The organism is Shewanella sp. K8, from assembly GCF_028823715.1.
GTDB lineage: Bacteria > Pseudomonadota > Gammaproteobacteria > Enterobacterales > Shewanellaceae > Shewanella > Shewanella algae.
On record NZ_JAPEHY010000054.1, the window covers coordinates 1 to 15727 of the forward strand.

Below are 15727 nucleotides of genomic sequence, written 5' to 3' on the forward strand. Positions count from 1 at the left end.
AAGTCTTAGACAGTACAGTTGAGATAGCAGCAGTCAGAGTGGTTTTACCATGGTCAACGTGACCAATGGTGCCCACGTTAACGTGGGGCTTGGAACGTTCAAATTTAGCTTTAGACACGATATATTCCTTTCTTTTCAGAAGAGTCCGGCGCTGCCGGACACCATCAATCAAAATAACAGTTAATGCCGTTACCTAAATCAGGTACGAGCTTCGATAACTGCTTTAGCAACGTTTTGCGGCGCTTCAGAGTACTTCAAAAACTCCATGGAGTATGAAGCCCGACCCTGAGTCGCTGAGCGCAAATCTGTTGCATAACCAAACATTTCAGCCAAAGGTACCACAGCTCGAATGATCTTGATACCGGCGACGCCGTCATCCATACCTTCGATAAGACCACGACGACGGTTCAGATCACCTACTACGTCACCCATGTAGTCTTCTGGGGTTGTCACTTCAACCTTCATGCAAGGCTCGAGCAACACAGGGTTAGCTTGCAGCGCCCCCTTCTTGAAGCCCATAGAACCTGCAACTTTGAACGCCATTTCGTTCGAGTCCACATCATGATATGAACCATCGAACAGAGTGACCTTCACGTCCAATACAGGGAAGCCGGCGAGAACACCGTTCTTCATCTGTTCTTGGATCCCTTTGTCAACCGCAGGAATGTATTCTCTAGGAACTACACCACCAACGATTTCGTTGACAAACTCATAACCGGCACCCTCTTCACGAGGCTCCAGTTTCAGCCAGACATGACCGAATTGACCACGACCACCAGACTGACGCACAAACTTACCTTCCACTTCCACGGCACTGCGGATAGTTTCACGATAAGCCACCTGAGGTTTACCAACGTTACATTCAACGCTGAACTCACGGCGCATACGGTCGATGATAATGTCCAAGTGTAGCTCACCCATACCTGAAATCAGAGTCTGACCCGACTCCTCATCAGTCTCAACCCGGAAAGAAGGATCTTCCATTGCCAGCTTCTGCAGCGCAATGCCCATCTTTTCCTGGTCAGCTTTGGAACGAGGTTCCACAGCAATGGTAATAACCGGCTCGGGGAATTCCATCCGCTCCAGAATTACCTTATGGTCTGGGTCACACAGGGTGTCACCGGTTGTCACATCTTTCAGGCCGATAGCAGCAGCTATATCACCTGCGCGCACTTCTTTCAGTTCTTTACGGTCGTTGGCGTGCATCTGCACGATACGACCGATACGCTCACGCTTCTCTTTTACAGAGTTGTAAACGGCTGAACCCGACTCCAGGACACCTGAGTAAACCCGGATAAAGGTCAAAGTACCCACAAATGGGTCTGTTGCGATTTTGAATGCCAACGCAGAGAAAGGTGCATTGTCATCAGAAACACGCTCAACTTCCTGTTCTCTGTCATCGATGCCCTTAATCGCAGGAACATCAACAGGAGCAGGAAGGTATTCAACAACGGCATCGAGAACTGCCTGTACGCCTTTATTTTTAAAGGCACTACCACAGGTAGCCAGCACAATTTCGTTGTTGATAGTACGTTGACGAAGCGCTTTTTTGATCTCTTCTTCTGTGAGCTCACCTTCTTCAAGGTATTTGTCCATCAGCTCATCAGAAGCCTCTGCGGCACTCTCTACCAGGTATTCGCGCATTTCGGTTGCCTTGGCAAGCAAATGCTCTGGGATCTCTTCGTGAGTGAAAGTCAGGCCCTGGTCTTCTTCATTCCAGTTGATGGCTTTCATCTTGATGAGATCGATAACCCCGCTAAAGTTTTCTTCTGTACCAATATTCAATTGAATAGGCACACAAGTTGCACCGAGACGGTTACGGATCTGTCCTACTACGCGATCAAAGTCGGCACCGGCACGGTCCATCTTATTGACGAACACCAGACGAGGGACATGATACTTGTCGGCTTGACGCCATACGGTCTCAGATTGAGGTTCCACACCAGAAGAACCACAAAAGACCACTACGGCACCGTCAAGTACGCGCAGAGAACGCTCTACCTCAATAGTAAAATCGACGTGACCTGGGGTATCGATGATATTGATACGATGCTCAGTAAACTGGGCATCCATACCGCGCCAGAACGTGGTAACAGCCGCAGAGGTAATAGTAATACCCCGCTCCTGCTCCTGAACCATCCAGTCAGTGGTAGACGCACCGTCATGGGTTTCACCCATCTTGTGGTTTACCCCTGTATAGAACAGGACTCGCTCTGTGGTAGTGGTTTTACCTGCGTCAACGTGAGCACAAATACCTATGTTGCGATAACGCTCAATTGGAGTTGTACGAGCCACGATTATACCCTCTTGACTAAGATAAAAATCTTAGCAATGTCAGAGAAAGCGCGGGCAAGCCCGCGCCCGATATTACCAACGGTAATGAGCAAACGCTTTGTTGGCTTCTGCCATACGATGCACGTCTTCGCGCTTCTTAACGGCAGTACCTTTGTTTTCGGAAGCGTCCAGCAGTTCACCTGCCAGGCGCAGAGCCATAGATTTTTCACCACGCTTACGAGCAGCTTCAACCAACCAGCGCATCGCCAGTGCGTTACGACGAACTGGGCGAACTTCACATGGAACCTGGTAAGTAGAACCACCAACACGGCGAGACTTAACCTCTACCGCTGGGCGAACGTTTTCCAGGGCTGCTTCAAGGATAACCAGATGCTCTTCGCCTTTCTTATCGGCGACAACATCCAGTGCTTTGTAGATAATTTTTTCAGCAGTCGACTTTTTGCCGTCCTGCATAATGACGTTGATGAACTTAGCCAGCAACTCACTTTGAAACTTTGGATCAGGTAGGATCTTACGTTGTCCTACTACGCGACGTCTTGGCATAACTATTCTCCGTATGCTTCAGGTATTTCCAAAACTGGAATTTATATTTAGCTTGGCCTTACTTAACGGAAAACCATTAAGACTTAGGACGCTTAGCACCGTACTTAGAACGAGCTTGGCGACGTGAAGTCACACCAGCACAGTCCAGGGCGCCACGAACAGTGTGATAACGCACACCAGGTAAGTCTTTAACACGACCACCACGGATCAGGATTACACTGTGTTCCTGCAGGTTGTGGCCTTCACCGCCGATGTACGAAGTTACTTCGAAACCGTTGGTCAGACGCACACGAGCTACTTTACGTAGTGCAGAGTTAGGTTTTTTTGGAGTAGTGGTGTACACACGAGTACAAACACCACGCTTTTGTGGGCACGCGTTCAACGCAGGCACGTTAGTCTTTTCGACTTTAGGTGCGCGAGGCTTACGTACCAACTGGTTTACAGTTGCCATGTATAGCTCCGAATCAGTTGATTTCAACTCAACAATAAGGTGTGAAAAATCTAATCCCACAATAGTGGGACGCGGAATTTTAGAAAGGTAAGGCTTGGCTGTCAAGAAATAGCCAACTTTTGCAGCGTATTCCAATGAAAAAGGCGCCTTTCGGCGCCTTTTATAACATCTATGCTACTTATTCCTGACTACCAGCCAGGTTCAACAGATCGGCCAGGTTCTGTTCGGCTTCGCTGGCGCTGATGCTAGGTGCTTCAGTCGCTACTTCACCGCGGGCCTGGTTACGGTTGTTGTGGTAAGCATAACCGGTACCAGCCGGGATCAGACGACCTACGATCACGTTCTCTTTCAGACCGCGCAGGTTATCACTCTTACCGCCTACTGCCGCTTCGGTCAGTACGCGAGTGGTTTCCTGGAACGAGGCCGCAGAGATGAAGGACTCGGTCGCCAGAGAGGCTTTGGTGATACCCAGCAGTTCGCGTTCGAACTTGGCCGGAATCTTGCCCTGCTCTTCCAGTTCGCGGTTAGCGATCTTGACGCGGGACACCTCAACCTGCTCCCCTTCGAGGAACTCAGAATCACCGGCTTCAGTGATCAGACACTTACGCAGCATCTGGCGAATGATCACCTCGATGTGCTTGTCGTTAATCTTCACACCCTGCAGACGATATACGTCCTGTACTTCATTCACAATGTAGTTGGCTACGTTGTGGATACCGCGCAGACGCAGAATATCGTGAGCAGACTCTGGACCATCGGCGATCACTTCACCACGTTCGACTTTTTCACCTTCGAACACGTTCAGGTTACGCCACTTAGGGATCATCTCTTCGTATGGGTTACCGCCTTCAGCAGGGGTAATGACCAGACGACGCTTACCTTTGGTCTCTTTACCGAAGGAGATGGTACCGCTGATCTCAGCCAGAATCGCAGGCTCTTTTGGCTTACGGGCTTCGAACAGGTCAGCAACCCTTGGCAGACCACCGGTAATATCACGAGTCTTGGACGATTCCTGAGGAATACGAGCCAGTGCATCACCGACGCTGATCTGAGCATTATCTTCCAGGTTTACGATCGCATTGCTGGGCAGGAAGTACTGCGCAGGTACGTCGGTACCAGGAATGGTCAGATCATTACCGTTTTCGTCAACCAAACGGATCATTGGACGCATTTCTTTGCCGGCGCTTGGGCGCTGGGCCACATCCAATACCACGATAGAAGACAGACCGGTCAGCTCGTCGGTTTGACGCGAGATGGTGACACCGTCAATCATCTGCTCAAACTTCACATAACCCGCCACCTCAGTGATGATTGGGTGAGTATGTGGATCCCAGTTAGCGATAGTCTGGCCAGCTGTAACTTCGGCGCCTTCCAGCGTTTCCAGCACAGTACCGTAAGGCACTTTGTAGCGCTCTTTCTCACGGCCCAGTTCATCGATAATCGCCAGCTCGGACGAGCGCGATACGATAACCAGCTTGCCATCGCTGTTCTTAACGAACTTGGCGTTATGCAGCTTCAGGTTACCGGCGTTCTTCACCTGAACGTTGTTTTCTGCAGAAGCCCTGGATGCCGCACCACCGATGTGGAAGGTACGCATCGTCAGCTGTGTACCAGGCTCACCGATTGACTGAGCAGCGACAACCCCGATTGCTTCACCTTGGTTAATCAGGTGGCCTCGGGCCAGGTCACGACCGTAACACTTGGCACAAACACCGAAGTCGGTATCACAGGAGATCACAGAGCGAACTTTAACTTCGTCAACACTGTACTCTTCCAGCTTGTCACACCATGCTTCATCCAGCAGAGTGTTACGTGGCGCCAGGACTTCGTCGGAACCAGGATAGTAAACATCCTCGGCAACAACACGACCCAGTACCCGCTCACGCAGCGGTTCAACCACGTCACCACCTTCAATCAGCGGCTTCATGATCAGACCTTCGTGAGTACCACAGTCATCTTCGATAACAACCAGATCCTGAGCAACATCCACCAGACGACGAGTCAGATAACCTGAGTTCGCAGTCTTAAGTGCGGTATCCGCCAGACCCTTACGAGCACCGTGAGTAGAAATAAAGTACTGCAGTACGTTCAGACCTTCACGGAAGTTCGCCACGATGGGCGTTTCGATGATAGAGCCGTCTGGCTTGGCCATCAGGCCACGCATACCCGCCAACTGACGGATCTGAGCGGCACTACCACGAGCGCCTGAGTCGGCCATCATGTAGATGCTGTTGAAGGAAGCCTGTTTCTCTTCTTCACCGTCGCGGTTGATAACCACTTCGGAAGACAGGTTTTCCATCATCGCCTTGGAGACTTTCTCGTTGGCGCTGGCCCAGATGTCGATAACCTTGTTGTAACGCTCACCGGCAGTAACCAGACCAGACTGGAACTGTTCCTGGATTTCCAGAACTTCGGCTTCTGCGTCGGCAACCAGCTTGTACTTGGCTTCCGGGATTTCCATATCGTTGATACCGACAGAGGCACCAGAGATAGTGGCGTATTGGAAACCTGTGTACATCAGTTGGTCAGCAAAGATAACAGTATCTTTCAGACCCAGCTGACGGTAGCAGGTGTTCAACAACCGGGAGATCTGCTTCTTGCCCATGTTCTGGTTAACCAGATCAAAAGACATACCGGCTGGCAGGATCAGTGACAACAGAGCACGACCTACTGTGGTGTCGACAATGCGGCGCTGCTGGGTGCGCTCACCGTTCTCATCGATATGAGTTTCGGTGATACGAACTTTAACCCGGGCGTGCAGCTCGGCGGCACCAGTGCGATAGGCTTTCTCGGCTTCGGCAACAGACTCAAAGGCCATACCTTCACCGCGGCCATTTACGCGTTCACGGCTCATGTAGTACAGACCCAGTACCACGTCCTGAGAAGGAGTGATAACCGGCTCACCGTTGGCAGGCGACAGAATGTTGTTGGTTGACATCATCAACGCACGGGCTTCCAGCTGGGCTTCCAGCGTCAGAGGCACGTGTACCGCCATTTGGTCACCGTCGAAGTCGGCGTTATAGGCCGCACACACCAGTGGGTGCAGTTGAATCGCTTTACCTTCGATCAGTACAGGTTCGAACGCCTGGATACCCAAACGGTGCAGTGTTGGTGCACGGTTCAGCATCACAGGGTGTTCGCGGATCACTTCATCCAGTACGTCCCAAACCTCGGCAACTTCACGCTCAACCATCTTCTTGGCGGCTTTGATGGTAGTGGCCAGGCCACGACCTTCCAGCTTGCCGTAGATGAATGGTTTGAACAGTTCCAGCGCCATTTTCTTCGGCAGACCACACTGGTGCAGACGCAGAGTTGGGCCCACGGTAATTACCGAACGGCCTGAGTAGTCAACACGCTTACCCAGCAGGTTCTGACGGAAACGACCTTGCTTACCCTTGATCATGTCGGCCAAGGACTTCAGAGGACGCTTGTTGGAACCGGTAATGGCACGACCGCGACGACCGTTATCCAGCAGGGCATCAACAGATTCCTGCAGCATACGCTTTTCGTTGCGAACTATGATATCCGGAGCAGCCAGATCCAGCAGACGCTTCAAACGGTTGTTACGGTTGATCACGCGGCGATACAGATCGTTCAGATCTGAAGTCGCAAAACGGCCGCCGTCCAGTGGAACCAGAGGACGCAGATCAGGTGGCAGAACCGGCAGCACCTTGAGGATCATCCACTCTGGCTTGTTACCTGAATGGTAGAAGGCCTCAACCAGCTTCAAACGCTTGGTGACTTTCTTGCGACGGGTCTCAGAGTTGATAGATGGCAGCTCTTCGCGCATCTGCTCAACTTCTTTCTCCAGATCGATAGCGCGCAGCAGTTCCAGAACCGCTTCGGCACCCATCTTGGCTTCAAACTCGTCACCATACTCTTCCAGCGCATCCAGGTAGGTTTCTTCGGTCAGCATTTGACCGCGCTCCAGGCTGGTCATGCCTGGCTCGATAACCACGTAAGATTCGAAGTAGAGTACCCGCTCAATATCACGCAGAGTCATGTCCAGCATCAGACCGATACGGGATGGCAGTGACTTGAGGAACCAGATGTGGGCAACTGGGCTGGCCAGTTCGATGTGGCCCATACGCTCACGACGTACTTTGGTCTGGGTCACTTCAACGCCACACTTCTCACAGATCACACCGCGGTGCTTGAGACGCTTGTACTTACCGCACAGACACTCGTAATCTTTGACAGGGCCAAAGATACGGGCACAGAACAGGCCTTCACGCTCAGGCTTGAATGTACGGTAGTTGATGGTTTCAGGCTTCTTAACTTCACCAAATGACCAAGAACGGATCAGATCAGGCGACGCCAGGCCGATCTTGATGCCTTCAAATTCTTCAGTCTTGCTTTGCTGTTTCAGAAACTTTAATAAGTCTTTCACGTTTCTCTCCTGAAGGAGTTAAACCCGGTGCCCCGCTCTCGCGGAGCACCAATTCGTTGCCAAACGCAGGCTTTAAACCGCGTCTTACTCTTGATCCAACTCGATGTTGATACCGAGAGAACGGATCTCCTTCAGCAATACGTTGAAGGACTCTGGCATTCCTGGCTGCATCTGATGGTTACCGTCAACGATGTTCTTGTACATCTGAGTACGACCGTTAACGTCATCCGATTTCACTGTGAGCATTTCCTGCAGAGTATACGCAGCACCGTATGCCTCCAGGGCCCACACTTCCATCTCACCGAAACGCTGACCACCGAACTGAGCTTTACCGCCCAGAGGTTGCTGAGTAACCAAGCTGTACGAACCGGTAGAACGGGCGTGCATCTTGTCATCAACCAAGTGGTTCAGTTTAAGCATGTACATGTAACCTACGGTCACAGGACGCTCGAACTGGTTACCGGTACGACCATCAAACAGATTCAGCTGACCAGAAGTCGGCAGACCTGCGAGTTCAAGCATCTGCTTGATCTCTTTCTCTTTGGCACCGTCGAAGGCTGGGGTTGCCGTTGGCAGACCATCCTTCAGGTGTTTGGCCAGACGCAGAACTTCATCATCGGTAAATGAATCGATATCCACGCGCTGCTTCACTTCATCGCCCAGTTCATAGACCTGTTTGATGTAGCCACGCAGTTCGGCCAGCTCACGCTGTTCTTCCAGCATGGCATTGATGCGATTACCAATACCTTTAGCCGCAGCCCCCAAGTGAACTTCCAGTACCTGACCTATGTTCATCCGCGAAGGTACACCCAGAGGGTTCAGTACGATGTCGACAGGGTTACCCTGCTCGTCGTATGGCATATCTTCGATAGGACAGATCTTGGAGATCACACCCTTGTTACCGTGACGACCGGCCATCTTGTCACCAGGCTGGATGGTACGCTTAACCGCCAGGTAAACCTTAACGATCTTCAGTACGCCTGGAGCCAGATCATCACCTTGGGTGATCTTGCGACGCTTAACTTCGAACTTCTTGTCAAAGTCGGCTTTCAGCTCTTCGTGCTGTTCAGCCAGCTGTTCCAGTTCGGTTTGCTTGGCTTCATCGTCGATAACCTGAACCAATACGTCTTTGCGTGGCAATTCAGCCAGTTTGGCTTCACTGAAACCGGCGCTCAGCAGCAGGTTACGGGCACGGCTCAGTACACCCTCTTCGAGGATCTTGAACTCTTCAGTCAAGTCCTTACGGGCTTGAGCAATGTGCATCTCTTCGATTTCGATGGCGCGCTTGTCTTTTTCAACACCGTCACGGGTGAAGACTTGCACGTCGATAACTGTACCTTTCACTGAGTTAGGTACACGCAGAGAGCTGTCTTTAACGTCAGACGCTTTCTCACCGAAAATAGCCCGCAGCAGTTTCTCTTCCGGAGTAAGCTGAGTTTCACCCTTAGGCGTTACCTTACCAACCAGAATGTCACCGCCTTTAACTTCGGCGCCGATGTAAACGATACCGGATTCATCCAGCTTGCTCAGTGCAGACTCACCTACGTTAGGGATGTCAGCAGTGATCTCTTCGCTACCCAGCTTGGTGTCACGGGCAATACAGGACAGTTCCTGAATGTGGATAGTCGTGAAACGGTCTTCCTGCGCTACGCGCTCGGAGATGAGGATGGAATCCTCAAAGTTGTAACCGTTCCATGGCATGAAGGCCACGCGCATGTTCTGACCCAGAGCCAGGTCGCCCAAGTCGGTTGACGGACCATCGGCCAGCACGTCACCACGCACCACAGGCTCACCTACGCTACAGCATGGACGCTGGTTGATGCAGGTGTTCTGGTTGGAACGGGTGTACTTGGTCAGGTTGTAGATATCGATACCGGCTTCGCCTGGGCGCAGCTCATCTTCGTTAACCTTAACCACGATGCGGCTGGCATCAACATAGTCGATCACACCGCCACGCTTGGCAGCCACAACCACGCCTGAGTCAACAGCCAGTGTACGTTCAATACCTGTACCCACCAGAGGCTTCTCTGACTTGAGTGTTGGTACTGCCTGACGTTGCATGTTTGCACCCATCAATGCACGGTTAGCGTCGTCGTGCTCAAGGAATGGGATCAAAGATGCCGCCACAGAGATGATCTGCTGTGGAGATACGTCCATATACTGGATATCGGAAGCGCGCATAAAGGTAGATTCACCCTTGTGGCGACAGGCAACCTGCTCTTCCACAATGCGACCTTCGTTGTCGAGCTCGATGTTGGCCTGTGCAATCACATAGCGGCCTTCTTCGATGGCTGACAGATATTCCACTTCATCGGTAACCACACTGTCGATCACCTTACGATAAGGTGTTTCCAGGAAGCCGTATGAGTTGGTACGGGCAAAGGTAGACAGTGAGTTGATCAGACCAATGTTTGGACCTTCAGGGGTCTCAATTGGACACAGACGACCATAGTGAGTTGGGTGCACGTCTCGAACTTCGAAGCCGGCACGCTCACGGGTCAGACCGCCAGGACCAAGAGCCGAAATACGGCGCTTGTGAGTCACTTCTGACAGTGGGTTGTTCTGATCCATAAACTGCGACAGCTGAGAAGAACCGAAGAACTCTTTCACTGCAGCAGAGATTGGCTTGGCGTTGATCAGATCCTGAGGCATCAGCTCGTTCAGATCGCCCAGAGACAGACGTTCACGTACAGCGCGCTCAACACGTACCAGACCGACACGGAACTGGTTCTCGGCCATTTCGCCAACGCTACGGATACGACGGTTACCCAGGTGGTCGATATCATCGACTTCATCAAAACCGTTACGGATTTCGATGATCTTCTTCATTACGGCAACTATGTCTTCTTTGGTCAGTACACCGGTACCTTCGTTCTCGTCGATTTCGAGACGACGGTTGAACTTCATCCGGCCCACTTTAGACAGGTCATAGCGCTCTTCGCTGAAGAACAGGTTCTGGAACAGAGCTTCGGCGGCATCCTTGGTTGGTGGCTCGCCAGGACGCATCATGCGATAGATTTCAACCAGCGCTTCCAAACGGTTGGTGGTTGAGTCAATACGCAGAGTGTCAGAGATGTAAGCACCGTGATCCAGCTCGTTGATGTACAGGGTGCTGACCTCTTTGATACCAGCCAGTGACAGATTGGCCAGGTCTTCCAGGCTGATCTCGTTGTTGGCGGTAACCAGTACTTCACCTGTGTCAGGATCGATATAGTCCTGAGCCGCCACTTTACCAACTATGTACTCAACCGGAACTTCCAGTTCAGTAGTGTTGGTTTTTTCCAGTTGGCGGATATGACGGGCAGTGATACGACGGCCCTTCTCTACCAGCACAGTGCCTTCTGAATCCTTGATGTCATAGCTGGCAGTTTCGCCACGCAGACGCTCAGGAACCAGTGTCATGACCAGAGAATCTTTCTTGATCTTGAAGTCGACACGCTCAAAGAAGATGTCGAGGATATCCTGAGTAGAATATTCCAGGGCACGCAGAATGATGCTGGCAGGCAGCTTACGGCGACGGTCGATACGTACAAACAACGCATCTTTAGGGTCGAACTCGAAGTCGAGCCATGAACCGCGGTAAGGAATAATACGAGCGTTATACAGCACTTTACCTGAAGAGTGTGTCTTACCACGGTCGTGGTCGAAGAACACACCTGGGCTACGGTGCAACTGAGATACGATAACACGCTCAGTACCATTGATAACAAAGGTACCGTTTTCAGTCATCAGAGGGATATCCCCCATGTAGACTTCTTGTTCTTTAATATCTTTTACAGTGCCGGCGGCAGCTTCACGATCATACAGCACCATGCGCAGCTTAACGCGCAGTGGAGCGGAGTATGTCACACCGCGGATTTGACACTCTTTCACATCAAAAACAGGCTCGCCCAGCTTATAGCTGACGTACTGCAGTTCTGAATTACCAGAAAAGCTCTTGATGGGAAAAACGCTACGGAAAGCGGCCTCAAGGCCACGCTCACCGGTAGGATCTTGATCGGTGAACTTCTTAAAAGAGTCTAACTGAATCGACAACAGGTAAGGGATGTCCAACACCTGTGGACGCTTACCGAAGTCTTTGCGAATACGCTTCTTTTCAGAATAGGAGTAAACCATGGGTTTCCTCTGCTTGCGAGATGTGACCAAGACTGAATCAACACAGTTAATCCAGCACGTTTGCCCATCACCGTTGATGGCAAGAACCTAACCAATAATCACTGCTAGGGACTGCAAAATCTGGCGACAAACGGTGAAAAAAATCGCCAACGCTTACAGCGCAAAAAAGGCCGACGGTCAAAAAACCGCCAGCCTCCACCCAATTGGCTTGGGTGATTGTAAGTCAGTATGACTTACTTGATCTCTACTTGAGCACCAGCTTCTTCGAGTTCTTTCTTCAGAGCTTCAGCTTCTTCTTTAGAGACAGCTTCTTTAACAGCTACTGGAGCAGATTCAGCCATAGCTTTGGCTTCTTTCAGACCCAGACCTGTGGCACCACGTACAGCCTTGATCACAGCAACTTTGTTGTCACCGTGAGAAGTCATAACTACGTCGAACTCGGTTTTCTCTTCAGCAGCAGCAGCTTCACCAGCGCCGCCAGCAACTACTGCAGCAGCAGCAGATACGCCGAACTTCTCTTCCATAGCTTCGATCAGTTCAACAACTTCCATTACAGACATAGCTGCAAAGGCTTCAAGGATTTGGTCTTTAGTGATAGACATAACAAATGTTTCCTATTGTTCTGAATTCAATTCTGTTAAGCAGCCAGCTTGAAATTAAGCGGCTTCTTGTTTTTGATCGCGCAGAGCGGCCAGAGTACGAACGAACTTGCCAGCAGATGCTTCTTTCATAGTCATCATCAGCTGTGCCAGTGCTTCTTCGTAAGTTGGCAGTTTTGCCAAACGATCAATGTCAGCTGCAGGGATGAATTCCCCTTCATAAGCTGCACCTTTAACTTCGAAAGCGGCTTGCTCTTTAGCAAAGTCTTTTAACAGACGAGCTGCAGCACCTGGGTGCTCGTTAGAGAAAGCAATCAAAGTTGGGCCAGAGAACACCTCTGTCAGACACTCAAAAGCAGTGCCTTCAACTGCGCGGCGAGCCAGAGTGTTACGTACTACACGTACATACACACCGTTTGCGCGAGCAGTCTTACGCAGAACTGTCATAGCACCTACAGTTACACCGCGTGAATCGGCGACAACTGCAGAAAGCGCACCTTTGGCAGCTTCGTTGACTTCAGCAACAATCGCTTTTTTGTCTTCGAGTCTTAATGCCATTGGCTTTACTCCTGGATTCTACCTGGGGAATCCCCCAGTGTTTACCATACTGAATACAAACGTACTCAGTTACTTACGGTGCAGATAATCCAGCAGAAATAAATCTATCTGGGGCCTGACACCGTCTACGCAGGAAATTAAGTATCCCAGACGGTCAACACCTGCGGTCTTGGACGGAAACCCATCTGAGTGTAAACACTCGTCATAGGTTCCAACCCACAAAAGTGCGCGCATTATAGGCTAACGCGCGCATTTTGTAAAATTAGTTAGCAGTGTCCAGAGTGTTCTGGTCAACAGCTACACCTGCACCCATAGTGGTGGAGATGCTTACCTTCTTCACGTACTGGCCTTTGGCTGCAGCAGGCTTGGCCTTCTTCAGTGCAGTCAGCAGTGCTTCCAGGTTTTCTTTCAGTTGAGCGGTTTCGAAGTCCACTTTACCGATAGTAGTGTGGATGATACCGTTCTTGTCGTTACGGTAACGAACCTGACCAGCCTTGGCGTTCTTAACAGCTTCGGCAACGTTAGGAGTTACAGTACCGGTTTTAGGGTTAGGCATCAGGCCGCGTGGGCCCAGGATTTGACCCAGCATACCAACAACGCGCATTGCATCAGGAGATGCGATAACTACGTCGAAGTTCATTTCGCCGGCTTTCACCTGCTCAGCCAGATCTTCCATACCTACCAGTTCAGCACCAGCTTCTTTCGCAGCTTCGGCATTGGCACCTTGAGTGAATACAGCAACACGTACTTCACGACCAGTACCATGTGGCAGCACAGTGGCACCACGAACGTTTTGGTCAGATTTACGAGGATCAACACCCAGGTTAACGGCAACGTCTACGCTCTCAACGAACTTGGCAGTAGCCAGTTCTTTCAGCAGAGCTACAGCTTCGTTGATGTCGTATGCTTTGGTTACGTCCACTTTCTCGCGGATGGTGCGCATGCGCTTAGTCAGCTTTGCCATTATATTAGTCCTCTACTACCAAACCCATGGAACGCGCAGTACCTTCGATTGAGCGAGTCATCGCTTCAATGTCAGCACCAGTCATATCGGTTGCCTTGGTTTCAGCAATTTCCTGAACCTGGCTACGCTTGATAGTACCCACTTTCTGAGTGTTAGGACGAGCAGAACCTGACTTCAGACCAGCGGCTTTCTTCAGCAAGAAGGCTGCAGGTGGAGTCTTGGTTTCGAAAGTGAATGAGCGATCGTTGTAAACAGTGATCACTACTGGAATTGGCATACCTTTTTCGAACTTTTCAGTACGAGCGTTGAATGCTTTACAGAATTCCATGATGTTCACACCTTTTTGACCCAGAGCTGGACCAACTGGTGGAGACGGGTTTGCAGCACCGGCTGCTACTTGCAGCTTGATGTAAGCTTCAATTTTCTTTGCCATCTGACATTTCCTCAGTTTGGGTTCAAACGCTCAGGCGACATGCCTTGAGCTCCCCGAAAACAACGGGTGCGGATTATATAGAAATCCGCACCCGTTGCCAAACGGATTTTGTATTTTATTTAATCAGGATTTCTCGACCTGATTAAAGTCCAACTCAACCGGAGTTGAACGACCGAAGATCATCACAGACACCTTGACGCGGTTCTTGTCATAATCCACTTCTTCAACAGTACCATTGAAGTCGGCAAACGGACCATCGGTAACTCGAACCACTTCGCCGGGTTCGAACATAACGCGATGAGTCGGAGAATCTGTAGTCTCCTGCAGACGACGCAGGATAGCCTCGGCTTCTTTATCGGAAATAGGAGCAGGACGATCTGAAGTGCCGCCGATAAAGCCCATCACACGTGGGATGCTTTTCACCAAGTGCCAGCTTTGATCGTTCATTTCCATCTGTACCAGCACATAGCCGGGGAAGAACTTGCGCTCGCTCTTGCGGCGTTGGCCGGCACGCATTTCCACAACTTCTTCGGTCGGAACCAGGACTTCGCCGAAGAACTCTTCCATACCGTGCATTTTGATGTGTTCAAGCAGAGACTTACATACACGGCCTTCATAACCGGAAAAAGCCTGAACCACATACCATCTTTTCTTAGCTTCTTTAGCTTCAGTCATTCTAGTGCCTATACGCCAGTAATAAAGTTGACAATGCGCAGCAATACCGCATCCAGTCCCCAGAGAACCAAGGCCAGGATACCTGTCGCAGCCAGTACGATAAAGGTGGTATTCAACGCCTCTTGACGAGTCGGCCATACGACTTTGCGTACTTCAATTTGGGACTCACGGGCAAAGGCCAATGCTTGCTTACCCTTAACAGTTTGCAGAGCAATAAAACCAGCAATAGCAAATACAACAACCACACCCGCAGCGCGGATTGGCAGAGTGATGATTTCACTGTTGTTGTACATCTGGTTGCCAACGATAGCCACTACCACCAGTAGTATAGCTATTACCCACTTTACGATATCCAGAGAGTTGCCCTGGTTTTCAGTATTTGTTGTCATCGGTTAATTCCGTTACTCATTACGACCTGAGCCAAGGGACAGCTGAGTAAGTTTAAGGCTTAAATCAGCGCCAGCCCGCTTTCGAACTCGCCCCTGACGAGAATTCTCCGGCTCAGGGCACAAAAATCGGCCATAGATTGTATTCTTAATCAGCTTTGTTATCAAGGATACACAGGGCGAAACCAAGAGAAAGCCTGACACTTTACGCCAGCAAGCAAAAAAGGAAGCCGAAGCTTCCTTTTTCAAAGTAACCTGTCTCGCAATTAAGCGATGATCTTGGCTACAACACCAGCACCAACTGTACGGCCACCTTC

At 50.6% G+C, this 15727-nt stretch carries 12 protein-coding genes; all 12 read right to left on the bottom strand.

What is annotated here, in order from left to right; genetic code table 11:
• Positions 1-118: GTP-binding protein (locus ON072_RS20115; protein WP_274626161.1), on the bottom strand; the 118-nt coding region annotated here is incomplete at its 3' end.
• Between the two features lie 80 nt (positions 119-198).
• Positions 199-2295: an elongation factor G gene (fusA, locus tag ON072_RS20120; protein WP_025890055.1), complete on the bottom strand. Its 2097-nt coding sequence runs from the start codon at positions 2293-2295 to the stop codon at positions 199-201.
• 72 nt (positions 2296-2367) lie between these two features.
• Entirely contained in the window at positions 2368-2838 is a 471-nt protein-coding gene (gene rpsG, locus ON072_RS20125) for a 30S ribosomal protein S7 (RefSeq protein WP_025012041.1), read from the bottom strand.
• Positions 2839-2914: 76 nt separating this feature from the next.
• On the bottom strand, positions 2915-3289 hold the full coding sequence (rpsL, locus tag ON072_RS20130; RefSeq protein WP_025012042.1) for a 30S ribosomal protein S12: 375 nt from the start codon (positions 3287-3289) through the stop codon (positions 2915-2917).
• 178 nt (positions 3290-3467) lie between these two features.
• Positions 3468-7679, bottom strand: a complete 4212-nt coding sequence (gene rpoC / locus ON072_RS20135) for a DNA-directed RNA polymerase subunit beta' (protein ID WP_044733357.1) — start codon at positions 7677-7679, stop codon at positions 3468-3470.
• 84 nt (positions 7680-7763) lie between these two features.
• A complete protein-coding gene (rpoB, locus tag ON072_RS20140; protein ID WP_025012043.1) occupies positions 7764-11795 on the bottom strand; it encodes a DNA-directed RNA polymerase subunit beta in 4032 nt (1343 codons plus the stop codon).
• Between the two features lie 233 nt (positions 11796-12028).
• Entirely contained in the window at positions 12029-12397 is a 369-nt protein-coding gene (rplL, locus tag ON072_RS20145; RefSeq protein WP_025890054.1) for a 50S ribosomal protein L7/L12, read from the bottom strand.
• Between the two features lie 54 nt (positions 12398-12451).
• Positions 12452-12952, bottom strand: a complete 501-nt coding sequence (rplJ, locus tag ON072_RS20150) for a 50S ribosomal protein L10 (RefSeq protein WP_025012044.1) — start codon at positions 12950-12952, stop codon at positions 12452-12454.
• A 262-nt stretch (positions 12953-13214) separates the two neighbouring features.
• Complete coding sequence (gene rplA / locus ON072_RS20155; RefSeq protein ID WP_025012045.1) at positions 13215-13916, bottom strand: 50S ribosomal protein L1; 702 nt, start codon at positions 13914-13916, stop codon at positions 13215-13217.
• Positions 13917-13920: 4 nt separating this feature from the next.
• Positions 13921-14349, bottom strand: coding sequence for a 50S ribosomal protein L11 (rplK, locus tag ON072_RS20160; protein WP_025012046.1), 429 nt, complete (start codon positions 14347-14349; stop codon positions 13921-13923).
• A gap of 123 nt (positions 14350-14472) precedes the next feature.
• Complete coding sequence (gene nusG / locus ON072_RS20165; protein WP_025012047.1) at positions 14473-15024, bottom strand: transcription termination/antitermination protein NusG; 552 nt, start codon at positions 15022-15024, stop codon at positions 14473-14475.
• Between the two features lie 8 nt (positions 15025-15032).
• The gene (secE, locus tag ON072_RS20170; RefSeq protein ID WP_261753291.1) at positions 15033-15413 is read right to left on the bottom strand and encodes a preprotein translocase subunit SecE; all 381 of its coding nucleotides are present in this window, start codon (positions 15411-15413) and stop codon (positions 15033-15035) included.
• Between the last annotated feature and the right edge of the window lie 314 nt (positions 15414-15727).